This is a genomic window from Desulfitobacterium metallireducens DSM 15288 (genome assembly GCF_000231405.2).
Taxonomy (GTDB): Bacteria; Bacillota; Desulfitobacteriia; order Desulfitobacteriales; family Desulfitobacteriaceae; genus Desulfitobacterium_A; species Desulfitobacterium_A metallireducens.
On record NZ_CP007032.1, the window covers coordinates 359,510 to 384,316 of the forward strand.

Below are 24,807 nucleotides of genomic sequence, written 5' to 3' on the forward strand. Positions count from 1 at the left end.
TGAGGAGGTACAAGGTATGTGGTCAAACAGGGAACTGGAGAGTCGGATTCAAACAGCGGTTACTTGGATACGTGAGCAAGTCGGTAATGCAAGGGTGCAGGGAGTTGTCGTCGGATTATCCGGTGGGGTTGATTCTGCAGTTGTTGCCGGGCTTTGTAAGAGAGCTTTTCCTGAAAACTCAGTGGGCGTAATTATGCCTTCCCAATCATCTCCAGCGGATCGCGAAGATGCTTTGCTTATAGCTGAAACGTATGGCTTAAAAGTAGTGGAAGTTGATTTGGGAGAAGTCCATCAAGAAATTCTTGAAAAGGTTCAGCAAGGGTTGCAAGAGCAGGGCTTGAACTTTGAAGGACGGCTGAGTCAAGGGAACCTGAAGGCTCGCCTTCGTATGTCAACGCTCTACACTGTTGCGAATGCGCTAAATTATCTCGTGGTTGGCACTGATAATGCTCCTGAGAGTTATACGGGCTATTTCACGAAGTATGGGGATGGCGGTGTCGACATCTTACCTATTTCTTCGTTGACCAAGACAGAAGTTCGTGCCTGGGCAGCTCAACTCGGACTCCCAGATAAAATCGTAAACCGTGTACCGACTGCGGGTTTATGGCCAGGGCAAACCGATGAGAGTGAAATGGGAATCACCTATGATCACATTGATCGTTATCTTCTGGGGGAAGAAATTCCTGTGGAAGAGATAGAAAAGATTGAAAAGCTTCATCGTCAAAGCGAGCATAAGCGGCATCTTCCTCCTGCGTTAGATCTGCCGAAGCTTGAACGGTTATAAACAGATAGGTATAACATAGTTATAAGCACATAGATATAAAACAGATAAGATGTTATAGACAACGTAAACTTAAGGTATAAGGTAAGGAGAGGCTAGACTTTGCGGATTGGTGTTGACATTGACGGGGTGACTTCGGATAGTTATACGGTGTGGCTTAGGGAGCTTAATCAATATTTTAACAAGAATATTTCCATCCTCGAGGATTATGATATACACCTAGTGTATGATGTTTCTTGGGATGAGATGAATGACTTCTTTAAGCAGAATATGGAACACCTCTTTATGTTGCCTCAACCGATGAAAGGGGCAAAGCAAGGGATTGAATCCCTTATTGCACAAGGACATGAGATTATCTATGTTACTGCTCGCTCTGCAGACGAGGAAGAGGTAACATTGCGCTGGATGGATAAATACAAAATTCCGTATGATAATGTTGTGTTCTCTGATTTCAAAAGTAAAGTCGATTTGGCCCGACAATGGCAACTTGAACTCTTCATCGAAGACTATATGAAAAATGCTGAAGCAATTTCTGAATCAGGAATCCCGGTTTTACTGTTGAACGCGAGTTATAACCAAGGAGAGATGACAAAGGGGATCAAGCGGTGCAGAGATTGGATGGAGATTGTTAACGTCCTTAATAGGATATAAAGACAAAAAGGCACATCCTTTAGAAGATCTTATTTCTAAAGGATGTGCCTTTTCTCTATCTTATATTGTAAGTACTTAATTATTCTTCTTCGGGGGATGGGCTTTTTTATCAATAAGATGCTGAATTGCAACGATAGGGTGGTGAAAAAGAATGCGGGGACCGGAATAACGCATGATGCTGATGATCTTCTCCCGCATCTCTATTTTATAGCAATGGACTGTGCAATCTCCACAAACCGTCTTATCCTCTCCAAACTTGCAATGGTCCAGACGTTGCTGAGCGTAATCAAAAAGGATCTGACAATCCCGGCAGAGCTCTTCATGAGGGTGATGTTTATCATGACAGTAAAGCTTAATAAGAAGTCCTACCGTCTGCTTCTCACGTTCAATTCTGGACATTTTGTTCATAAACGTTTCCTCCGTTTTAGCCTGTTCTTCATGCTATTATCAATAGTATAACTTTTCAGATAATGGGTTAATTTGAGCAAGTAAGTAAGAGGAGCTCGCTAATGAGCTCCTCTATCAAAAGATGATTCTACCAACGATGCCAACGACGCCAATGACGTCTTTCCCATCGAACATGACGTCTCCATCTATGCTGCCATCCGGGTTGACCCCATCCTGTGCCCATACCCATACCCCACATAGGACAGACCTCCTCTATTTCCATTATCAATTAGATCTTTTTGAAATGACTTAATCTAATAGTAAAATATGGAAAGATGAGGAGGTCTGTGCTTGTATTAGCTTACGAGTCCTTGACCTACTTTATAGATATCTCCGGCTCCAAGGGTGAGCACTAAATCTTGAGGGGTTAGCGTTTGCTGAAGATAATCTTTGATTTCGTCCAAAGAATTGATAAAACGAACATTGATTCCTTGACTTCGTATCCGATCGGCAAGGACGGAGGAGGAAATCGTATTCAGATTTTTTTCGCGGGCTGAGGCAAATATTTCGGCAATGACCACTTCATCAGCAGCATTAAATGCATGCGAGAAATCATCCAGTAATTTCTCAGTGCGGCTAAAGGTATGAGGCTGGAAGATGGCCCGAATCCGGCGGTCTGGGAAGGAAAGCCGAGCTCCTTCTAAAGTAGAACGAATCTCGGTTGGATGATGGGCATAGTCGTCGACAATCAGGGCACCTTTGTTCATGCCGATATGTTCAAAACGGCGTTTGGTCCCGCTAAATTGACATAAGCTCTCGAGAATTTGAGTTGCGGAAATACCGAGTTCTAAGCATAAAGCGATTGTCGCTAAGGCATTTAAGATATTATGCTTTCCGGCAACATGAAGGTGCATCTCTCCAAGATATTCTCCGAAGGCATAAATCTTCATAGAGCTTCCCTCATCATGAAATTGAATTTCACGCGCTTGGATGTCTGCTTCCTCGGATAATCCGAAGGATGTAATAGGAGCTTGGCTTTTAATATATTTACGATTGGGATCCTCAGCCCAAACGAAGATTCTACCGCTTGCAGGTACTTTTTGAGCCAACTCAACAAAGGCCGAAATAACATCTTGTACATCCTTAAAATAATCTGGATGGTCAAATTCGATATTCGTGATAATTAAATATTCAGGAGAATAATTGAGAAAGTGACGCCGGTATTCACAAGACTCCGCTAGGAAAAACTCACCTTTGCCAGAATGGGCATTTCCGCCGATACTCGGTACATCGCTTCCAACAACGATACTGGGATCAATTCCAGCCTTCAGAAGAGTTAGACCAGCCATCGCTGTTGTTGTCGTCTTTCCATGTGTACCTGAGATTGCAATTCCTCGCTTCTTAGACATTAGCCGACCTAAGTATTGAGGGTAAGTTAAAACGGGGATATTTAATTTGCGGGCCTGTGCAATTTCCGGATGATCTTCACCATAGGCAGCAGAAGCTACGATGAGATCCGCGTTATCGACGTTATGTGCGTCGAAGTTTAAGACGGGGATATGAGCACGTTCTAAGACTGTATCCGTAAAAAAACGTTCGGATACATCTGAACCCGTTATTTCTGCTTTATCAACTTGAGCGCTCACTTGTGCCAAAGCGCTCATGCCTGTTCCTTTAACTCCTACAAAATGAATATGTAATGGCAAGATCCATCTTCCCTTCAAATTCGAAATCTACTCTTCATTATACCCAATATCAAGGTAAAAGGTATCACTTTTACATTAAAATTTTCTTCAAAAAATTTAAAAAATAACAAGAGACGAAGTTAAGCATACGCTCAACTTCGTCTCTTGTTTAGGGTAACGAAGTAGACTTAACGAATCCCTGCGTCCAGGAATTCATCACGCAATGTCAGGGTTTTGGTGCGACTTATCCTCCTGACTATGACAAAATACCATTTATTGTGTCGAACATCAAGAAGTAATTTTATGTTGCAAAGGAAAATATGACCTGATTAGGCGGGTTTTTTAGGGGTTTTGCCTTTTTTCCGCATTAATTTGAGGTTGTTCCGATAAAAAGTTAAGACCATTTTAGAAATTCGATATTCAGGAGTGGAATTCCTTTGGAACCCTCCCCAAGCTTCGCAAATATAATGCAGAGATATAAGATTGGGGGGGAGAGCTCTCTATGCATGTATTTCCGTTTCGTCCGAATTACCGTGAGCTATTTGTAGGACTTGAGGCTTTTGTTCCGCAGGCTAAAGGTGAATCTGCGCCTGCCATTAATTTTGATAATGCGGCAACAACACCTCCATTTAATAAGGTGATGCATGAAATTAACCAGTTTGCACCCTTTTATTCGTCAATTCACCGAGGAACAGGATATAAATCGATTCTTTCATCACAAGTTTACGAAAATGCACGCAAAGTGGTTCTCAGTTTTGTAGGAGGTTTATCGGATCAGAATACCGTAATCTTCGTTAAGAATACCACTGAAGCGATTAACAAACTCGCTTACCGTCTTTGGAACCCGCGAAAAAAGGAAGTTGTTTTAACAACCTGGATGGAGCATCATTCAAATCTTCTTCCCTGGAGGAATAAGTTTCAGGTGGATTATGTGGAACTTAATGAGCAGGGCGGTCTAAATCTGGAGGACCTTGAACGAAAACTCCAACATTATCAAGGAACGGTTAAACTTGTGACCGTTTCGGGTGCTTCCAATGTTACTGGAATCATGAACCCTATTCATCATATTGCCGAAATAGCTCATCGTTACCAGGCTAAGATACTTGTGGATGCAGCCCAGCTGGCTCCTCATGCCGCGATTGATATGCGCCCTAATTCTTCTCCAGAACATATCGATTTTCTCGCTTTTTCCGCGCATAAAATGTACGCTCCCTTTGGGATTGGCGCGTTAATTGGGCCCATGCAGGTTTTTGAACAGGGGAATCCTGAACATAGCGGGGGTGGAACGGTTCAATTTGTAACGAAGGATCGTGTGATCTGGGATGATCCGCCACATAAAGAGGAGGCGGGGACCCCCAATATTTTAGGAATTGTAGCACTTGTCGCAGCTATTGAAACCTTGAATAAAATAGGAATGAAAACGGTTTTTAAGCAGGAAGAACGTTTGCTTCATTATACTCAGAAAAAGTTAGAGAAGATGCCGGGCATTAAGTTATATACATCATTGACAGCGTCCCCGAGAATAGGGGTTATTCCTTTTAACATAGTGGGAATGCATCATGAACAGGTTGCGCAAGCCCTTTCCTGGAAGGGTAGAATTGCGGTCAGGAATGGTTGCTTTTGTGCTCAACCCTATGTTCAAAAGCTTTTACGCATATCCGATAGAGAGATGGAGAAGGTTATTAATAATCCTTTACTACCCCGCCCAGGGATAGTCAGAGTAAGCTTTGGATTATATAATACCATTGAAGAAGTCGATCAGATGCTGGCGGTTCTTCAAGAAATCGCGGGATCAGACCGAACTAGAATGAAATTTTTGTCCATTTCAGAAAAACAAGTGTATACGAGCAAAACATTCTCGTATTATAATAATAATTAATATCAACTGCAAAGGAAGTACAAGGATGCATGAAATAGCTCAGAAGTTAAATGAACAAATTCGTGAGATTAATCCATATATTTATGAACTCTTGTCTGATTTAGGTAAGGAACTTTATTATCCAAAAGGAATTTTGACTCAATCAGCGGAAGCAAGTCAAAAAGCCTTTCGGTTCAATGCTACGATTGGGATTGCAACTGAAGAAGGTCGCCCCATGTACTTACCTGTTATTCAAAAAAATCTGTCTGCATTTGAGCCTTCAGAGCTTTATACATATGCTCCACCTGCAGGGAAAAAAGAACTTAGACAACTTTGGCAGGATAAAATGCAGAAGGAGAATCCTTCTTTACAGGGAAAAAGGGCGAGTCTCCCGTTGGTGACGAATGCCTTGACCCACGGACTGAGTATAGTGGCTGATTTGTTTGTGAACCCAGGAGACCCGCTTGTTTTACCCGATAAAAATTGGGGTAACTATAATATGATTTTTGGGACACGTCGGGGAGCTCGTCAGGTAACTTATCCTTTTTATGCAGAGAATGGAGCACTTAATATTTCGGGTATGAAAGAAGCCTTACTTGCCCAAAAAGAGCATGGCAAGGCGATATTGCTCCTAAACTTCCCGAATAATCCGACGGGTTATACGCCCACTGAAAAAGAGGCTAATGCTATTGTTGAAGCGATTCGAGAGGTTGCTGAAGAAGGAATTAATCTCGTCGTTATTTCAGATGATGCCTATTTTGGTTTGTTTTTTGAGGATTCAATCACAGAATCTTTATTTGGCCGTTTCGCTAACCTACATCCCCGGGTTCTACCGGTGAAAGTGGATGGAGCGACGAAAGAAGAATTCGTTTGGGGATTCCGTGTTGGTTTTATTACGTTTGCTTCGGAATATCCAGAAGTTTTGAGCGCATTAGAAAGTAAGACGATGGGAATTCTTCGGGGGACAATTTCGAATGTTGCTCATCCGTCACAAACCTTTGTCCAGGAGGGATTAGAGTCTCCTGAATTTTGGACACAGAAGCACGAAAAAATTGATATTATCAAGAAGCGAGCCTTAAAGGTAAAAGCGGTCCTTAAAAATGAGCGGTATCATGAAGTATGGGAGGTATATCCTTTCAATTCGGGTTATTTCATGTGTTTAAAATTAAAGCGTGTGAGTGCTGAACCTCTGCGTCAACATCTTCTTGAAAAATATGGAGTTGGGGTTATTGCCTTAGGCCAAACGGATATCCGGATTGCTTTTTCCTGTGTTGAAGAAGATCAGATTGAAGAACTCTTTGAGCTTATATATCAAGGAGCGAAGGATTTAGAAGCTCAATAAACTTAAAGCTTTTTACTTTACAATATAATATCTTGCAGATAACGAAAATCCTCGGTTCGCCGGGGATTATTTTTTTAGATATTAGTGCAAAGTAATAAAAAAAAAGCTAACGTTAGGAGATGACGTATGGATAAAGAAGAACTTATAAACTCTTTAAATTGGTTCTATAGTCTAGAACTTAATCAAGTTGACTTGTATCTTGCTCAGAATAAAAAATTCAAGGATCAATACGGAGGCATAGTTTTAGAACGAGTGGCAGAAATAGAACAGGGTCATGCTGATTCAATTAGCTCTAAAATTCAGGAACTAGGGGGTACTCCCACATTATTAGGAGAAGTCATCTCACCCATCATTGGGACTTCTTTAGGAACCATTCTCTCAATGACCGGATTGGATATGGCCCTAAGGATCAATATTAAGCTAGAGGAAAAGGCAATGAGTGACTATAGCGAACTTATCAACCGCGTCGAAAAAGATGGCGATGGTCCAGAAAGTGAGCTCTGCAAGCTTCTTAAATATAACTATGTTGACGAAGATCTTCATGCAGCACTATTTGCAAAGATTATTGGAGCCCAAGGTGAGTAATATGCTTTTTTTGTACGTGCACAAGGAAATTTTGTCCTCTCATATAATGGAGTATGCTGGTATCAAAGGGAGGATAAACCAAAATGCATCATATAGTACGTCGAGGCGAATCGCTTCATAAAATTGCTAAACATCATCATACCCATATTCACCATTTGCTTCATTTAAATCCGCATATTCGTCATCGGCCTAATCTTATATATCCTGGCGAAAGAATTAGAGTCAGGTAAGAGAATGAAGGAAGCCCTCGGCACTATGAACTGCCGAGGGCTTTAATTCAACCAAGTTTCTCGATTGGGGCTACTTACTTGTCTCAGCCGGAACAACAATGGGAGCGAGGACACTATCTTTAAGAAGCTCAACACACTGTGCCATATATGCACCTACTTTCTCGGAGGGATCTTTTGTAGGAATCTCTAAGGCACGAGCAACTAATTCAGTTAAATCCATCTGTTGTACTTGAGTTCCCATTGCGTGGCAGGTTGAGTTAAACTGAGAACCACATCCTGCACAGTTTGTGACTAGATATTCGGCACCTGTTGTAACCGCTTCTTCCACGCGTTTCATACCACTATGAGCAACGGATGGCAAAGAATCAAAGGCTGAAACTAATCCGCAGCAAAGCCCCTGTTCTTTGATATGTTCCATTTCTCTAAGTTCCACTCCGGGAATTGAGCGAAGGACATTTCGGGGCTCATCATAGTGACCAAACCACCGTCCAACATGGCAAGAATCGTGATAAGTAACGGAATGATTAAAGGGTTCTGTGAATTTGATTTTACCTTCGGCAATCAATTCGCTGAGGTATACTACAATGTGTTTAAAGCGAATATTACATTCGATTCCCAATTCCAGAGCCATTTGCGGATAATTTTCATTGAAGGTTGCATAGCACCCTGGGCATGAAAAAATAATTGTCTCGACTCCAGCTTCATTGAACATTTCCAGATTACGTTTAACTAACGTCTGGAAATCTTTTTTATATCCCCCAAGAGATAGATAAAGGCCACAACATCTTTCTTTCTCTCCAAAGTGAACAAACGGGATATTGAGCTGATGGAGAATACGGGTCGCATTTTGAGCCATGTTGTCCATAATTGTTCCCGCCCAGCACCCAGACCAATAGGCGATTTTCCCATGAGTTTGAGCCGGCACATCTAACCATTTAAGTCGTTCTTCTGCGGGTACTCCCCAGAAGTTACCTGTTGTCAGTACGTTATTGCGGATGATTTCTAAACCTGTATTATGAAGCTTATGCTTATCAAATTCATAGCGGAGATTCATCCAATGATGAGCATTATGAGCTCGAATTTGACAAACGGCATCACATTTTTTACAGGTTGTACAGGGATATAGAGCCTTGCCGACTTCATCGTCTAACGGGAGCTTACCTTTGATATATTGATTCAGAATATAGTATTTTCCACGAGGTGAGTTACTCTCCCATGGAACAGCATCAAAAACTGTGCAGACATTACGACAATAGCCACACATGGCGCAGGAGAATGTGTCATCTGTAAGTTGTTCATCGAGCGGAGAGCTAAAGTTATTGGTTTGCCATTTACTTAAAAGGCGGCCAGCCAAACCGATTAACTCACATCCAGCATTGGCAAATTTCATCGTAGCAGACAACATTTTGGTTGGAGATTGTTTGTCTATCGAAGGGGGAATGATTTTTCCTGGATTCATTAAACCGTCTGGGTCAACAAATTGCTTATAATTCCAGATGGTTTTAAGGCGGTCTTCTCCAAAAAAGGTTTTCGCACGATCCGTAAAGTACATTCCTATTGAAAAAACTTTACCCCCGTGTTTTTCCCCAGCATCAATTACATCTAAGGAACAAGCATAGGCCATTGGGAAGCCTAATTTTCTTTCATCAGCCAGCATAAATCCCAAAATAGAGATTTGGTCATGACCAACCATAGTTCCCTCAAGAGCAAACTCACCTTTAAATTTTCTTTCGATTTCTCTGACAAATTGAGCAACTTCTTTAATGGGAATGACGACTTCACTGGCGACTAAAGTCGGTCCCAGTTTTTTAAAACGCATGGGATAGAACTTATCTGCCCATTCTTCGCTGGCTAACTTATCCCGCATGATTTTCCCATTATAACGGGTTACTAATTTGTTAATTTTATTTTCTACAATTGAACGACGGGGTTTGGGAAAAACCATAGTTATTAAATACTCATCTTCAGGTAAGACATAATGCTCAAGCGCTTTCTGTTTTAATGCGGTGTAGGATGGAGTTGTTAAGCTTACATTCCAAAGGAGTACATTTTCATTATTTAAAGCATTTAAAAAATCTGAGGCACTTGGTAAATCGGGGAAGGCAGCCAGGATGACACTCTCTTCATCTTTTGGGTGTACTTTGACAGTTACTTCAACGATCATCCCTGTAATTCCGCAAAGGCTATATACTTGCTGGAGATTACTCCCTTCAACCTTCTCTAAATGACCATCGGGGAAGACCATGAGAACGGATTCAATATTTTGGAGGCAGTTTCCGTATTCGTAACTTCCATATCCGCTTCCCCCCTGGGCTACCCAACCTGCAACGGTTGAGCTATTCGAACTGGATGGGTATGCCCGAAGTGTTAGCCCTTGTTCACTTAATTTTTTCTCGAGATTACTCCAAATGACACCAGGTTCGACTGTAGCCGTTTGATGACCTATGTTGATATCATTGATTTTGTTCATGCGGACAAAATCAACGACAATACCCCCTTTAGCCGGTACACTCCCACCGAAACCTGCACTTCCTGCGCCTCGAGGAACAAGAGGGATTTTCTCCTCATGGGCTGCTTTAGCCAACAAGGATACCTCCTCAGCCGATATAGGTTGAACGACTCCATCTGGTATGCACTGAATCATGGAGCGGATTTGATCAGGCATAATCCCTTGATCATGGGAATAGACAATTCGTTCGACTTTGTTAAAGCGGACACGATCACCAAAAATCATTTTAAGCTTTTCCATTTGTTGAGTCGTTAGATTATTTTTCATTAGTTTCTCCTTCTTTCTTTAACTTTGAATTTAGACGCTCAATTAGAAGTTGCCGTTTTAGAAATAGCTTGTAGGTCCCCTAACCCTAATGAACACATTCACGACCCCCTGGTTTATTAAATATGTACAAATACTTAAACTTGGTTTAAAAAAATTTGCATTTCAAGGATTGCTGATGTTTGAATTAGGGCACTTTCTGAACCATAGGTTCAAAAAAAGTGAACTGTAATTTAATACCAAATTATTCGACAAAATGATGAATGTTCCTGCATAAGATTTAAAAAAAAAGACGAGTCCAATGGACTCGCTTTTAGTCTGAGACAAACCGTTATTTATCAAGTAGACTTCTATTCCTTCTGAAGAATTGAATATAGTTTAATATGAATTTCAGATCTCCAGCTTCGAGATCTCGAACGGCTCGTAAAACAGCCTGTATGCGAGGATCCCCCAATAAACTCAAGACTTCAGAATTTAATGAAGACATAAGGTTTTCGACATCTTCTTGTTCCAATAAGAAGTAACATACGGAAACGCCGAGTGCTTGAGCTATATTTTCAAGTGTATCTAAGGAAGGTTCCGCCTGATCATTTTCGACTTGACTGACCATCGCTGGAGAAATTCCTGCTTTATCAGCCAATAGAACTCCAGTCAGTCCTTGCTTTTCCCGTTCATGTCGAACCCGGGTCCCGACTGAAAATGTGTCTGCAGACTTTTCTAAAAAATAACGAACGGTAACACTGAGTGCTTCTGCTAATCGATCCAATGTTTCTAAATCGGGTTCTTCTGTACTATTTTCATAAGCTTCAATCTTTTCCACGGGGATTCCGGAAAGTTCACTTAACTCTTCGATGCTTAAACTTCGTCCTCTGCGAATAAATTGAATTTTTTCTCCATAAACCTTTTCCGTTCCTATTCCGAATAAATAAGTTGGAGATATATTTAAAACATTGGATAAGCGTCGAACCATAGCGACTGAAGGCTTTTTTGTTTCACGCTCCACTGCGCTCAGAAATGAACTAGAAATTCCCAATTGATTGGAAAGTTCATTTAAGGTTAATCCTCTTTGCTTACGAAAATCTCGTATTGTCGTACCAATTCCCATTCTGGCTCTTCCTCCTAAATCTCTCTTTAAGTTTTACTATAGCATAAGTTTTAATTTGAGGATATTAATTATGAACAATGGTCTAGAATTATTGATTTAGTTTTGAGTGTAAAACGCATGCATTATATTAAACCCCTATACCCCTGGGGGACACTTCACAAAAAGTTCATGATTTGTTCATATGTTTTTCAAGGTTAGACTTTATACTGAGTGTAAGTTGATTATTTGAAGTAGAGAAGTACTCTAAAGGGGGATTTAAGAATAATGTTTATCGTTTTGCTTATCTTAATTATTGGCGCTGTGTATTTATTTCGTCAACAAGATCAACATACATCTGGAGGCCTTAATAATTCACTAGAAATTCTGCGTCAACGTTATGCTCGTGGAGAAATTGATGAGATGGAATTTAAAGCACGTAAGAACATTCTCGAACAGTAATGGGACAGCGAGAAATGGCACATCGTAAACAAAAAGGAGGAAATTGAAATGATGGGTTGGGGTCACTGGGGCAACATGATGGGTGGATATGGCCCAGGATATTATGGTAACTATGGGACAGGAAACTTCTGGTGGATGGGTTTAATTGGAATGGCTCTTCAAGCCGTTTTCTGGATAGCAGTAATTGTCATCGTTTGGCGTTTAGTTCGGAAAAATGGTTTTCATCATTCTGTAGGTCATTCTAATAGCGAAAATGACAATGCACTCAGTATTCTGCGCGAACGCTATGCAAAGGGCGATATTGATTCCGAAGAATATGCTCGACGGAAAGAAGAGTTATTGCGTTAATTGAATAGTTCCATTGGAATACATGAAGTGAGGTGTTGATCAAACACCTCACTTTTTTTAAATCTTCATAAGAAATTCATCTCCATTTCATCATATTTTATAGCTTAGTTGAGGTATAACTACAGCCTTATTTGTATTAGGCCTTCCAATACACCTATGCCCATGGGGGACATTCATATAAAGTTCACAACTTATTCATTGGTTTTTCAACACTGCCTTTTATACTGAAATTGTAGTTATATTACAAGTCTGTACGAGCTATGGTTAGACTCCATTATTATAATGATTCAATTGAAGTCCTTCGGCAGATATGCATGTGGAGAAATTGATGAACAGAAAATTTTAGGAGTGTAAAGCCATTCTCGAAAAACGCTAGTCATTAAATGTAAATAGTCTTATTAAGAAAGGAGTATAAACTTATGAAAAGAATAAAATGGGTTCTCGGACTCTCACTGGTTGGTGTATTAGCTGTCTCAGGTACTGCATATGCATTGGGTTCTGGGGCATCGGGTATGATGGGGCAAACTCCACAATTTATTAGAACTCAGAATCAAGTTGGTATTTCCAAAATGGGCTACGGCTACGGTATGATGGGTAATTACGCTAGCTCGAATGGAGCAGCAGGTTATGGCGGTAACGGTGGGGGTTGCGGTGGAGTCAATAATGGTGAAAGTTATAGCATGATGGGAGGGCCATATAATGCAGCAAGTCTGGGGATAAACCTAACCGATGGACAGGTGACCACTGATGATCAAGCATTGTCTCTCGCCAAAGCGTATGTTCAAGTGCTTAATCAAGATTTAAGCATCGACGAAATTCATGAATTTAATGATTCCTATGAAGTTGAGCTTAATGAGTCTAAAACAAGCAATAAAGCTTTTGAGTTCTTGATTTATAAAAATGGGGGTTACATCTCCTCGGAGATGGGTCCCAATGCGATGTGGAATACCCAATATGGGCATATGAACGGGAGAAACAGTGGTAATCCCGGTAAACCCACGGTTACAGCTGAACAGGCCAGCAAGACAGCTCAAGATTACGTGAATCAGCAAATGGGGACTGGATATTCTATTGAACAACCTGAAGTGGCACCTGGCTATTACGAATTCATGATTTTAAAAGATGGCAAAGACTTTGCAGAGTTGGATATTAACGGTTACGCAGGTCAAGTATGGTTTGAGAACTGGCATGGCCCGATGATTAAAACAATAAATAATGGAAGTACAACGAAATGATGGGTTGGGGCTTTTCAAAATTAAGATAGCTAGCAGAAAACGAGATCGGAAGAATAATACTTCTGATCTCGTTCTTGTTTTTCAGAGATTAGTTTTAAAGTATTAGGATTGTTTCCAACTTCATTAGAAATTCATAACATTTTCATAGGAAGATCTAATTAATCACTTAAGATTATCAAAGTAAGCTCTAAAAAGAGAAAAACATAAATTGGGGAGGCAAGTATGAACAAGACATTAAAGAAAGGCTTCATGGTTAGTGTGCTGAGTCTAAGCTTAGTTCTGAGTTTAGCGAGTATCTCTCTAGCTATGGAAGGAATGGCCTCTAATATGCCAGGTATGGAGAGTAATAGTCCAAGTGGAGAGGGGCACAGCGGCACTGAAGGAGCCACGGGTGTTAATTGGCCAGTCGTCGGAGGCTTCTCAGCCATCAATCTTCTCGTGATTGGAACTGCAGGTGTACTGAAATTTATTAAACGATCTAAGCTTGAGATGCTAGATTAAAGGGAGGAAAGTAAATGTCTTTAGCTAAAATGCCGGATCAACGTCCGCAAAGTCCGGAACCTCATAAGAAGAATCTTCTGAATAACAAAATTCTAAAATCGATTATGAAAAGCCGTTGGTATCCCGGGATTATTCAGGTCCCTGTTCTTTTCGTTTTTTCCCTAATCGTTTTTGAACTTATAGCGGGACCGAGCGCTGCTCATGATAACTTTGGTACAGCCGGAACTTGGGTTCTGTGGTGGCCAATAATCCCGATTGCTTTCTTATTTTTAGGGCGTTTCTGGTGCGCTATTTGTCCCTTCGGAACCATAAGTGATTGGGTACAAAGGTTTGTCGGGAATAATCGCACGGTGCCTAAATTCCTCAAGAAATATGGTATCTGGATTATTGATATCACCTTTATTTTAATTACATGGTCAGATCATACCTTTGGTGTCGTTGAAAATCCTCGAGGGTCAGGATTTCTACTCTTGCTGTTGACTACAGGGGTTATTGCAAGTGGGGCCTTTTTTGAACGGCGGACCTGGTGCCGCTATGTTTGCTTTTTAGGCGGGCTATCCGGTAACTATTCTCGTTCCGGCTGTCTTGAGCTCCATTCTACGCCTGAAAAGTGTGCTAAATGTACCACTCAATCTTGCTATAAGGGGACTGAAAAAGTCGCGGGTTGCCCGATGTTTGAATTTCCTCGGTCAATGGATAGTATGGCTCGTTGTAACCTCTGCGCCAACTGTATCAAGGCCTGCCCTAACGATTCTATTCAATTATCTCCTCGTATTCCTACGAAAGGATTATGGTTTATTAGAAGACCTAAGTTCGAAGAATCCTTCTTAGCCATTGTCATTATGGGGATCGTTTTTGTCCAAAACATTACTATGCTGGAAGTATGGGGAAACATCCTGACAAAGCTGGAGAATTTTGTAGGTACGACGAATTACTTCGTTACGTTTACGATTACGTTTCTGATTGCGATGGCTATCCCGGTATTCGCTTTATTTGGCAGTAGTTATGCCGCAAAATTAGCTAATAAGAGAAGTATTGTTGAAAATTTCGCTCGCTTTGGTTATGCTCTAATTCCCTTAGATTTAGCGGGGCACATTGCACACAATCTCTTTCACTTATTGGCAGAAGGAAAGTCAGTTATCTTCACTTTCATGGGCTTGTTTGGCATGAATGTGCATGATCAATCTACTGCTCTTGTCAGTGAATCAACAATTCAAATTTTACAATTTGCTCTTATTGCTCTGGGTACGTTTGGTTCGCTCTATACTGCGCATAGAATTGCTAAGGATAACTTCGAAGTTGAAGGCAAGACAAGGGGAAGCTTTCTGCCTTATGCTGTTCTGACTTTGATTTTTGGAGCTCTTAACATTTATTTCTTTACACTGCCAATGGCAATGCGAATGTAATTACAGAAAAAAGAATGAGTTTGAACCGGTGGCTGTTTAGTCACCGGTTCTACTTTCACACGGTTAATCGCGGGTGTAGAATTTCACTTGAATTCTACACAAAAAGAGTGTAAAAGCCTCAAAGTGGAAACCCTAAAATCAGGGTTTTCACTTTTTTGTATTAAGAGCAAAACCTTGTTCTTGTACTCACCGAGCTCCTGATTTTATACCTTTAAATGGTAATTGACAAATTTGAACGGTAAGCATATAATTTCGGTATACCCCATAGGGGTATAGATGCTATTTAATATGTTTACTAAGAAAGGATTTGAAAATATGTCAGTTGAAAAGGCTAGAAATAATTATATCGGTAAAGGCTGTACACGAAAGAACTGTGCTCAGTCTGTTTCAGATGCTTTTAAAGAAACATTTGATTTAGAAAATGAAATGATTGATTCAATGGAAAGCTGTGGTACCGGAAGAGCACCTGGAGGAGTATGCGGTGCATATTACGCGGGAAAACGTATTGCAGAAAGGCAAGATAAGCAAAATGCACTTGAGTTTGAGAAGTATTTTCGTGAACAGGCTGGAGCCCTTGAATGTAAGACGATCAGAGGACTAAGAAAGCTACCCTGTGTTGGCTGTGTTGAAAAAAGCTCGGAATTTCTAGAGAAGATTAGCAAGGACAGAATGGTGGTAGATAATAATCCAGCGAGAGTATTAGAACTTGCTCGAAAGTAAAGGGTACATGCGTATAATAAACTATAAAAATAGCTTAACTGATGGCCCTTCCTTTGTTGTTGCAACGAAGGAAGGGCTTATTTTTATTTACATAAAAACTATGCGCTAAATCACAGTTCTCCTTCAATACTTTTTGTATGATGACATTAGTTAGAAGGGATGATTACTATGAGTAAGATCATTGATTTATCTAAAACAGTTTACGAGATTTGTACCGAGGATTCTAAGGTCATAGATATTATGCGGGAATTAGGTTTTGAAGGAATTACGAATCCTGGAATGTTAAACACAGCAGGGCGTTTTATGACTCTTCCCAAGGGTGCGGCTATGAAAAAGATAAGTTTGGATAAACTTAAAGAAGGTTTTGAAAGTAAAGGGTATCAAGTTAAGGAATAGGCGAGAACCTATAAATTATAGAGGGAGGGAATATCATGAGTGAATTGATTAATAATCATGAGTATCGGCAAAAGATCTTAAAGGAACTGATTATGGAACTCCATCAGGGAAAAAGCGTGGAAGAAGTTAAAGCTCGCTTCGAAAAACTCATTGAAGGGATTTCAGCGCTTGAAATCACAGAGATGGAACAAGCCTTAATCTTGGAAGGAATGCCCGTGGAAGAAATTCAGAACCTCTGTGACGTGCATGCTGCAGTGTTTAAAGGGTCGATCGAAGAAATTCATAGCCCTCAAAAAGCAGAAGATACTCCAGGGCACCCCATCCATACGTTCAAACTTGAGAACCGTGAGCTTGAAAAGCTTATTAAAGACGTAATATTGCCGGTACTAGAAGATCAGAGTTCCTCAAATAACTCGGAAAATATGAATAGACTGATGAAAGAAGCTTTTTCATCTTTAGGGGAAATCGATAAGCATTATAGTCGTAAAGAGAATTTACTGTTCCCGCTGATGGAGAAACATGGAATTACGGCTCCTCCCAAAGTCATGTGGGGAGTTGATGATGAAATACGGGATGCCATCAAGGAAATACGAAAATTTTTAGAGAACGATGTAAGCAGTCTAGAATTAGTTGCAGAAAAGGGTAGGGCAGTGGCTGAGCGAGTTCCAGAAATGATATTTAAGGAGGAGAATATCCTATTTCCGATGATCCTTGAATCTTTCTCCGAGGAAGAATGGGTGGAGATCGCCGAAGCCAGTGATGAGATCGGTTACTGTTTGATAAAACCCCAAGGAATATGGAAACCCGTTCAGGTGAAATTGGAAAAACAGAAAGCCGAAAAGGAGAAGAATAAGGGAGAAGGGTTTATGAAAAGTGGGCAGGTTGAGTTTGATGCGGGTCAACTTTCAACGGAAGAAATCAATGCCTTGTTAAATACCTTGCCAATTGACATAACCTTTGTGGATAAGAATGACACTGTAAAATATTTTACTCAAGGAAAAGAGCGGATCTTCGCACGCGCTAAGACGATCCTCGGGAGGAAAGTCGAGAACTGCCATCCCCCCGCAAGTGTTCACATTGTGGAGAAGATCGTTGAAGATTTAAAATCGGGTAAAAAAGATAATGAAGATTTTTGGCTCAAACTCGGCGACAAGTTTGTCTATATCCGGTACTTTGCGGTGAGGAACGCGAAGGGTGAATTTTTGGGTGTTATGGAAGTGACCCAAGATATTAAGCCTATCCAAGAGATAACGGGTGAGAAGAGACTGATGTCAGACTGAATCCAATCTCTGAAGAGATAGATACAAACAAACAACTTAGGTCATATCGGGCCTAAGTTGTTTTGTTTTAATATTGTAACCCTCGTCGATATAGATTAAAATGGCGAAAGAATAAGCAATTATTTATGAAAAGAAATAAATAAGTAAGAGAGAATTGAGGAGTTCAATTTGTTTACATCACACCTTGGGGAAATAGCGGCATTGACGACTGCTTTCTGTTGGACTGTTTCTTCAACGTCTTTTGAAGTGGCAGGAAAAAAGGTAGGATCTTTATCCGTTAATCTCATCCGCTTAGTTTTCGCCTTTGTATTTATTTCAGGCTATAATTTCTTCACGAGGGGCATGATTTTACCCTTTGATGCATCAAGTTCAACCTGGTTTTGGTTGCTCTTTTCCGGATTGATTGGTTTTGTCCTTGGCGATTTATTCCTATTTCAAGCGTTTGTTGAAGTGGGTTCTCGCATATCCCAGTTGATTATGTCCATCGTTCCACCGATTACCGCTATTTTGGGCTTTTTCCTCCTAGGAGAAAAAATAACGCTGATGGCTGGGCTTGGGATGGTTGTTACTTTAGGCGGGATTGCTCTGGTTATTCTGATGAAAGATCCAGGTGAGAAAAAAGTAAAGGTATCTCATTCAATTAAGGGGTTAATTTTCGCTTTTTTAGGGGCTTGTGGACAAGCCTCTGGCCTAGTTCTGAGCAAGTTTGGCATGGGCACTTTTGACCCCTTTGCCGCGACGCAGATCCGCATTATTGCAGGTATCTTTGGCTTTATCATCGTGATTACGTTCTTGAAGGGTTGGGGGAATTTACATTTAGCGCTTAAGAATAGGCAGGCCATGAAGTGGATCTCGATCGGTTCCGTGTTTGGTCCGTTCCTCGGGGTTTCTCTTTCTTTATTTGCAGTTCAACTTGCACCGACTGGAGTTGTTTCAACCCTAACTTCAATTACCCCCATCTTGCTCATTCCTGTTGCTGTTTTTGGCTTTAAGGAAAAAATACGTCCTCAGGAAATTCTAGGTGCCTTTATCTCTCTGATCGGAGTTTCACTTTTATTTTTGTGAACCGGATGATGATTATTTAACTTCATAGGAAATTCATATTTTGTTCATCAGATATTCCAATTTAATGGATAAAATAGGATGTAGATAAGCACACAAATATATTGTGTGCTTTTTTATAAGCAGAATTAAATTTTGGGAGGCTGCTATGGGAAAAGTGCAAAATCAAAGCAAGCGGGACAAGTTTACACAACCCAGGAAAAAGAATAATACCCCTATTTACGTATTCACAGGGATTGCTGTCGTTGTCTTAGCAGTAGGTGGTTTCTATTTCTTCGGTAATAAAAATTCAGAGGTAGATTCTAAGGCAACGGCTAGCATAGGTCAATCGGTAAACTATAATGCAAATGACAAACTACAACAGACCAAAGTGGCAAACAAAGTTGAAAATGGAAAAGTGACATTGACGACACGGACTGATTTAAAAGAGAAAAAGTTTATCTGGACAGAGTATAAAGCCAATGGGAAAAGAGTTCCCTTAACAGCTATCGCCGAGCCAAGTGGCAAGATTGTTGTTGCGGTGAGCGTATGTGAGCCCTGTAAGGGTGAAAGTTTCCACATAAGTGGGAATACACTCGTCTGTAATGTCTGCGGGACAACTTGGAATCTGGAAAGCTTTAAGGGTCTAAGTGGAGGCTGTCAGGATTATCCGCCTGAAGTTCTCCAATATACGCAAAATGGCGATAACATAGAAGTTGATCAAGCCAAACTCGATGCCTGGAAACCGAGAGTTTAGCCATGAACTTAATTACGATTGAGAAGGTATCGAAAACGTATGTAAGTGGCGAGGGCCCGGTTGAGGTTTTAAAGAATATCGATCTGGAAATTGAGGAAGGTCAGTTTTTAGCGCTCTTAGGTCCCTCTGGGTCAGGAAAAAGCACTCTTCTAAGTATCCTTGGAGCGCTTAATCCTCCGACTTCAGGTCAGGTCTTGATTGATGGAATTTCGATTTATGATCTCGACAGTGAACGGAGAGCGGACTTTAGACATGAATACATAGGATTTGTATTTCAGCAATATCAACTTATCCCTTACTTAACCGCCTTAGAAAATGTGATGTTACCCTTGGCGATTAGTAAACGTTCAGATAAGGAACAACGAGAAATGGCTCAGAACGTATTGAAAAAAGTAGGGTTAGGTCAAAAATCCTCACGTTTACCGAATCAGTTATCCGGCGGGGAACAAAACCGAGTTGCGATTGCACGGGCGATTGTGAATGAACCGGCAATTATCTTCGCAGATGAGCCAACAGGTAGCCTGGATAGTAAGACAGCCCAAGAAATGCTGGACCTTTTTCAAGCTCTAAATAAAGAGGGCTTAACCATTATTATGGTCACTCATAACGTAGAAAATTTGGCTTGGGTATCTCGTTCCATTTCCATTCGGGACGGGCAACTCCGCGCGACCTCTTAAAGTCGAGGGAGGGTAAAATGAGGTTAGTACATATTAGCGTTCAGAACCTCCGACGACGTAAGTCACGGGCTCTTTTGATGATGCTCAGTATAGTTATTGGTATTGCGTCCAGCACTTTCCTCTTTACAACCACTCAGGCGATGGAAAAGGATGTTGCGGATAAACTCGATCAATATGGGTCGAACCTATTAATCTTGCCAGATTCAGGAGAAGCGTTGACCTTCGGCGGGATTACTGTTGGGGTTACAAGGAAACCGCAAGACTTGGATATGACCATTATTGAAAAAATGAAAACAATTGAAAACAAAGAAAGCTTGGCTACTATTTCCCCTAAGCTTTTAGCGGATGTGGAGATTCAAGATCAGAAGGTTTTACTTGTTGGGGTTGATTTCGCTCAAGAATTGAGGCTTAAGAAGTGGTGGAAAATTGAGGGCTTAAATTTTGGAGAGTTGCCTGAGAAGAATGAAATCATCGTGGGGAGTGAGGTAGCTCGGATTTTAGGGCTGAATTGCGGAGAGAACGTAGACATCAAAGGACAACCTTTTTTAATTAAGGGAGTTATCCAGCCGACAGGTTCAGTCGAGGACGATCAAGCGATTTTTATCAATCTTCAAACATTACAAGGAATGGTGAATAAGCCGAATTCTTTAAGCATGGTGGAAGCTGCAGCGCTTTGCTATACCTGCCCAATTGATCAAATCACGCAACAGCTCAGTGAAAAGCTTCCAGGAACACAGGTGACGGCTTTATGGGCGACGCTAGAATCGAGGGATCAGACCGTCAATAAATTCAGCATTTTTTCGATAGCTTCATCCCTCATATTATTGATTACGAGCGCTTTAGTCGTGGCCATCTCGATGATTTCTTCAGTTCGTGAACGGACTCGCGATATTGGAGTATTAGGGGCCATTGGTTTTAGAAAACGCCATATTCTCCAAATCATTTTTCTTGAAGCTGCTTTAGTCAGCTTAATCGGAGGACTAGCGGGTTATTTCCTTGGGATGGGTTTAGCAGAAGCCTATGGCCCGACGGTAGCGGAAATGGCCATTCTCATTCCCTGGCAACCTATTCTCGGAGTATATGCAACCTTTGGAGCAGTAATGATTAGTGTTTTAGCGAGTATATATCCGGCATGGAAGGCCGCAAAACTTGATCCAATTGAGGCTCTTCGGTATTTCTAGGAGGAAGATATGACGCTCACTCAGATTGCTTTACAAAACTTGCGACGACGTTTTGGGAAAACCATTTTTCTCATCTTAACGTTCCTATTGGTTGTTGGAACGATAACCACGTTAAACATCGTTTCTTCAAATATGAAGCAGGATTTACAACAAAGTCTAAGTCAATATGGAGCCAATATTATGATCACGCCAAAGTCGGAACATTTGTCCTTAAGCTATGGAGGACTGGCCGTTTCTGGAGTGGATTATGAAGTCAAAAATCTGGAAGCCGGGATGATCGAGAAGTTAGAACAAGTTGTTGCTCCTGGTGATGTTCTTGCTCCTAAAATTATTGGCAGTGCTAAGGGAAATGAGAAAACGTTTCTTATTGTAGGAGTTGACTTTGCTAAGGAGCTTCAGATGAAACCTTGGTGGAAAATCGAAGGTCAAGTTCCGAAGGCTCAAGAAGTTGTTGTGGGGTTCTCACTTGCAACCGAAAATAACTTCAAAATTGGTGATTCCTTAAACATAGGAAATCTGAAATTAAAAGTTTCCGGGGTGATGCAAGAGACTGGCGGATCTGAAGATAATGCAGTATTCACAGATTTTCAGTTAGCTAGGGATTTGACTGGAATCCAGAGCGAATGGTCCATGATTGAGTTAAATGTTGCAGAACTGCAAAAGATCCTTCCCTTAATTACGGAGAATCTACCTGAGGCTAATATAGCGTCAGTCTCGCAGCTTGTTCAGAGCGCACAAGAAAATGTGGACCGCTTTGCGGACTTCTCAGTGTCTATCTCCATTGCCTTAGTCGTTATCGGTGTATTTGTTATTGTTTCTGCGTTAGCAGGAAATGTCAATGACAGAGTACGGGAATTAGGGATACTTCGGGCGATTGGGTTTCGACAGTCCCATGTTTTGAGCTTACTAGGCCGGGAGGCTTTAATTCTAAGTTTTGTCGGTAGCCTGCTCGGTTATCTTTTAGGTATTTTATTACCTTTTGCCTTGGGACCTCTTCTTTTTCAGAAAACGATACCGTTAGAAGCGCATGTGCTACTGGGAGCCCTTTGTATTTTTGGGGCCATGATCAATGGCCTGATTGCTATGATTTATCCAGCCTGGAGAGTAACCAAGCTTGATCCTCAAGAGGCCTTACGTTTTATGTAAGAGCACCTCTCAAGTGAAATTATTAAAGCGGGCATTATTTGCCCGCTATTTGCGTTCATTAAAGGGTCTGGGTTTCCGTTTTTAAGGGAAGCGTGAGCTTAAATGTTGTACCCTTGCCAACACCACTTTGAACATCGATGGTACCTTTATGAAGAAGTAGAATTTGTTTGACTAAGGCAAGCCCTATGCCTGTGCCACCCGTCTCTCTTGCTCTCGATTTTTCAGCACGATAAAAACGTTCGAAAATGAAGGGCAGCTCGTTCTCAGAAATTCCAATGCCGGTATCACTGACGTTGATGTCCGCTGAATTCGGGCGGACGAAGAGTTCAATTTTAATCTTCCCCTTTTCGCCAGTGTATTTATAGGCATTGTGAATCAGATTATAAAATAAACGGGTAAGGAGCCTCTCATCTGCTATAAGTGTGACAGGCTCTGAGGGTAATTGGGTAGTGAGTTCGATGCCTTTTTTCTGGATGAGAGGGGAAAGATTGCGAATGACTTTTTCTAATACGGAGGTCAGATCAACCGACTGGGATTGAGCTTGAAGTTTCCCAATCTCCGCAATGTTTAAGTCTTTAAGATCACTGGATAAGGAGACGAGCCGATCAATCTCTTCACTTAAGGCGGCTAGGTTTTCCTGATCAGGGGGGAGGACTCCATCTTGAAAGGCTTCAATATAACTGCGTAATGAAGTTAGGGGTGTTCGTAATTCATGGGCAATATCGGCGGTGAATTGTTTACGTAGCATCTCCTGAGATTTGAGGTCGTTTGCCATGGAGTTAAATGCTTGGGCTAGTTCACCCACCTCATCTTGACTCGAAATCAAGACTTTCTCATCTAAGTGACCTTTTCCAACCCTTTTCACGGCTTGGGTCAGATTTCGTAGTGGCTTAACGAGCTGGTTACTTGTCCAAAGACTGAGTAAAAGACCAAGGACTAATGCAAGTGCTCCTGCTAAAAGCAAAGAGCGAAAGACAGCAGTTACGAAGGATAAATCCTTAGGATCAAGAATCTGAGCGTCTGAAGGATAACGAACGTCAGCAGTAGCTAGGATATTATCTTGAGGCCCCTTTATCGTTAGAGTTTGAGTTTTCCAATTGTTAACTGAATAGCTCATCCCCATGCCCATCATGCTCTTTTTCATCATTTCGTCCATTGGGTTGGTCAAGGCAGTAATGATTTTTCCTTGAGTGTCTTTAAGAGTAATTTCAGCCCCTACGGGGAGATCGTGACTTATCTCATAGAGGCTCAAGGTATCCCAATTCCCATGTTGGGTGTAGACAGAGCTTAAGCGATTGGGTAATTGCGCTAGGGAGTCTTCGGTTGTTTTGGCGACATAATCGGTGAACTGGTGTTTAAAGACAAAATTTACGGAGAGCAGGCTAAGAATCAAGGTGACCAATATGATTGCAAAAGTTGATAAAAATAGTTTCCGGCGCATACTAATCCTCCAAATTAGGATTGAATTTATACCCTACTCCATAGACAGTAAGTAAGATTTTAGGCTTATCGGGGGCTTTTTCGATCTTTTGACGTAACTTTTTGATATGGGCATCGATCACTCGGTCATCACCCATAAAATCGTGTCCTTGGACGATTTCAATAAGCTGGTTACGGCTATACACACGTTCTGGATATTGAGCAAGTGCTCCTAAAAGTTTGAATTCCGTGGCTGTAAGTGAGATAAGCCGCTCATTAAGATGAACTTCATGTTTCAGATTATCGATCGTCAAACCATTATTATAGGAAATTAGGTCAGCGAAGGGGAGAGTTTCAGAGCCTGTGCGACGTAATACTGCACGCACACGGGCGATGACCTCTCTCGGGCTAAAGGGCTTTGTGATATAATCATCTGCGCCAAGGGATAATCCTTGGATTTTTTGATCTTCCTCATCTCTAGCCGTTAACATGATAATTGGAGTTGGCGCGATTTTGCGAATTTCTTTACATATTTCTTGGCCAGAAAGGCCGGGTAGCATTAAATCTAAGATAACAAGATCAAATTTATTTTCTTTAAAAATAGTCAATGCTAAAAGTCCATTTGTTGCTGTTGTTACGCTATATCCTTCTTGCTGAAGATACGCCTTAAGAACTTTGAGAATATTTTTTTCATCATCGACTAAGAGAATGCGCATAGCCTGATACTCCTTTTAACGATTATAATCTAACTTAATAATTCTAGGTGTATTATACTTTATTTTTTAGTAACCTACTGTACAATAATTTTCATATATATTTCACATTACCTCAATATTTTCTTAATAATTATCGTCTACAATAATAA

The 24,807-nt window shown here is 41.0% G+C and carries 25 protein-coding genes; 19 read left to right on the top strand and 6 right to left on the bottom strand.

Annotated elements, in window-relative coordinates:
• Positions 1-16: 16 nt before the first annotated feature.
• Entirely contained in the window at positions 17-784 is a 768-nt protein-coding gene (gene nadE / locus DESME_RS01755) for an NAD(+) synthase (RefSeq protein WP_006716411.1), read from the top strand.
• 99 nt (positions 785-883) lie between these two features.
• The gene (locus tag DESME_RS01760) at positions 884-1,432 is read left to right on the top strand and encodes a 5' nucleotidase, NT5C type (protein ID WP_006716412.1); all 549 of its coding nucleotides are present in this window, start codon (positions 884-886) and stop codon (positions 1,430-1,432) included.
• 75 nt (positions 1,433-1,507) lie between these two features.
• Here DESME_RS01760 and DESME_RS01765 read toward each other — a convergent pair whose 3' ends face one another.
• Complete coding sequence (locus DESME_RS01765) at positions 1,508-1,840, bottom strand: nitrous oxide-stimulated promoter family protein (protein WP_006716413.1); 333 nt, start codon at positions 1,838-1,840, stop codon at positions 1,508-1,510.
• A 335-nt stretch (positions 1,841-2,175) separates the two neighbouring features.
• On the bottom strand, positions 2,176-3,525 hold the full coding sequence (murC, locus tag DESME_RS01770) for a UDP-N-acetylmuramate--L-alanine ligase (RefSeq protein WP_006716414.1): 1,350 nt from the start codon (positions 3,523-3,525) through the stop codon (positions 2,176-2,178).
• Positions 3,526-4,006: 481 nt separating this feature from the next.
• Here murC and DESME_RS01775 point away from each other — a divergent pair, with 481 nt between their 5' ends.
• The 4 genes from DESME_RS01775 to DESME_RS15525 all read left to right on the top strand — a co-directional run bounded on the left by DESME_RS01775 (position 4,007) and on the right by DESME_RS15525 (position 7,519).
• Entirely contained in the window at positions 4,007-5,383 is a 1,377-nt protein-coding gene (locus DESME_RS01775) for an aminotransferase class V-fold PLP-dependent enzyme (protein WP_006716415.1), read from the top strand.
• A 25-nt stretch (positions 5,384-5,408) separates the two neighbouring features.
• Positions 5,409-6,704: an aminotransferase class I/II-fold pyridoxal phosphate-dependent enzyme gene (locus DESME_RS01780; protein WP_006716416.1), complete on the top strand. Its 1,296-nt coding sequence runs from the start codon at positions 5,409-5,411 to the stop codon at positions 6,702-6,704.
• A gap of 126 nt (positions 6,705-6,830) precedes the next feature.
• The gene (locus DESME_RS01785; protein ID WP_006716417.1) at positions 6,831-7,289 is read left to right on the top strand and encodes a demethoxyubiquinone hydroxylase family protein; all 459 of its coding nucleotides are present in this window, start codon (positions 6,831-6,833) and stop codon (positions 7,287-7,289) included.
• Between the two features lie 83 nt (positions 7,290-7,372).
• On the top strand, positions 7,373-7,519 hold the full coding sequence (locus DESME_RS15525; RefSeq protein ID WP_006716418.1) for a LysM peptidoglycan-binding domain-containing protein: 147 nt from the start codon (positions 7,373-7,375) through the stop codon (positions 7,517-7,519).
• Between the two features lie 70 nt (positions 7,520-7,589).
• Here the strand turns inward: DESME_RS15525 and DESME_RS01790 are convergent, their stop codons facing one another.
• Positions 7,590-10,295 carry an FAD-binding and (Fe-S)-binding domain-containing protein gene (locus tag DESME_RS01790; RefSeq protein WP_006716419.1) on the bottom strand — a complete coding sequence of 902 codons (2,706 nt, stop codon included), beginning with the start codon at positions 10,293-10,295 and terminating at the stop codon, positions 7,590-7,592.
• A gap of 328 nt (positions 10,296-10,623) precedes the next feature.
• Complete coding sequence (locus DESME_RS01795) at positions 10,624-11,397, bottom strand: helix-turn-helix domain-containing protein (RefSeq protein ID WP_006716420.1); 774 nt, start codon at positions 11,395-11,397, stop codon at positions 10,624-10,626.
• 264 nt (positions 11,398-11,661) lie between these two features.
• Here DESME_RS01795 and DESME_RS15530 point away from each other — a divergent pair, with 264 nt between their 5' ends.
• The 13 genes from DESME_RS15530 (at position 11,662) to DESME_RS01855 (ending at position 22,523) form a co-directional block, all read left to right on the top strand.
• On the top strand, positions 11,662-11,835 hold the full coding sequence (locus DESME_RS15530) for an SHOCT domain-containing protein (protein ID WP_006716421.1): 174 nt from the start codon (positions 11,662-11,664) through the stop codon (positions 11,833-11,835).
• A 48-nt stretch (positions 11,836-11,883) separates the two neighbouring features.
• Positions 11,884-12,183: an SHOCT domain-containing protein gene (locus DESME_RS01800; protein ID WP_006716422.1), complete on the top strand. Its 300-nt coding sequence runs from the start codon at positions 11,884-11,886 to the stop codon at positions 12,181-12,183.
• 419 nt (positions 12,184-12,602) lie between these two features.
• On the top strand, positions 12,603-13,418 hold the full coding sequence (locus DESME_RS01805) for a hypothetical protein (protein ID WP_006716423.1): 816 nt from the start codon (positions 12,603-12,605) through the stop codon (positions 13,416-13,418).
• Positions 13,419-13,640: 222 nt separating this feature from the next.
• Positions 13,641-13,919 (top strand): hypothetical protein, encoded by a 279-nt coding sequence (locus DESME_RS01810; RefSeq protein ID WP_006716424.1) that lies wholly within the window; start codon positions 13,641-13,643, stop codon positions 13,917-13,919.
• A 14-nt stretch (positions 13,920-13,933) separates the two neighbouring features.
• Entirely contained in the window at positions 13,934-15,325 is a 1,392-nt protein-coding gene (locus DESME_RS01815) for a 4Fe-4S binding protein (protein ID WP_006716425.1), read from the top strand.
• 288 nt (positions 15,326-15,613) lie between these two features.
• Positions 15,614-16,045, top strand: a complete 432-nt coding sequence (locus DESME_RS01820) for a C-GCAxxG-C-C family protein (RefSeq protein WP_242837411.1) — start codon at positions 15,614-15,616, stop codon at positions 16,043-16,045.
• Between the two features lie 168 nt (positions 16,046-16,213).
• Entirely contained in the window at positions 16,214-16,441 is a 228-nt protein-coding gene (locus DESME_RS01825; protein WP_006716427.1) for a DUF1858 domain-containing protein, read from the top strand.
• 35 nt (positions 16,442-16,476) lie between these two features.
• The gene (locus DESME_RS01830) at positions 16,477-17,721 is read left to right on the top strand and encodes a DUF438 domain-containing protein (RefSeq protein WP_006716428.1); all 1,245 of its coding nucleotides are present in this window, start codon (positions 16,477-16,479) and stop codon (positions 17,719-17,721) included.
• Between the two features lie 168 nt (positions 17,722-17,889).
• Positions 17,890-18,786: a DMT family transporter gene (locus DESME_RS01835; protein ID WP_006716429.1), complete on the top strand. Its 897-nt coding sequence runs from the start codon at positions 17,890-17,892 to the stop codon at positions 18,784-18,786.
• A gap of 145 nt (positions 18,787-18,931) precedes the next feature.
• On the top strand, positions 18,932-19,519 hold the full coding sequence (locus tag DESME_RS01840; protein ID WP_006716430.1) for a DUF2318 domain-containing protein: 588 nt from the start codon (positions 18,932-18,934) through the stop codon (positions 19,517-19,519).
• A gap of 2 nt (positions 19,520-19,521) precedes the next feature.
• Entirely contained in the window at positions 19,522-20,196 is a 675-nt protein-coding gene (locus DESME_RS01845; protein WP_006716431.1) for an ABC transporter ATP-binding protein, read from the top strand.
• A gap of 17 nt (positions 20,197-20,213) precedes the next feature.
• On the top strand, positions 20,214-21,377 hold the full coding sequence (locus DESME_RS01850; protein ID WP_006716432.1) for an ABC transporter permease: 1,164 nt from the start codon (positions 20,214-20,216) through the stop codon (positions 21,375-21,377).
• A 9-nt stretch (positions 21,378-21,386) separates the two neighbouring features.
• Positions 21,387-22,523 carry an ABC transporter permease gene (locus tag DESME_RS01855; protein ID WP_006716433.1) on the top strand — a complete coding sequence of 379 codons (1,137 nt, stop codon included), beginning with the start codon at positions 21,387-21,389 and terminating at the stop codon, positions 22,521-22,523.
• A 58-nt stretch (positions 22,524-22,581) separates the two neighbouring features.
• Here the strand turns inward: DESME_RS01855 and DESME_RS01860 are convergent, their stop codons facing one another.
• Together DESME_RS01860 and DESME_RS01865 are read right to left on the bottom strand one after the other, a co-directional pair.
• Entirely contained in the window at positions 22,582-23,964 is a 1,383-nt protein-coding gene (locus tag DESME_RS01860; protein ID WP_006716434.1) for a sensor histidine kinase, read from the bottom strand.
• A 1-nt stretch (position 23,965) separates the two neighbouring features.
• The gene (locus DESME_RS01865; protein WP_006716435.1) at positions 23,966-24,658 is read right to left on the bottom strand and encodes a response regulator transcription factor; all 693 of its coding nucleotides are present in this window, start codon (positions 24,656-24,658) and stop codon (positions 23,966-23,968) included.
• Positions 24,659-24,807 lie beyond the last annotated feature (149 nt).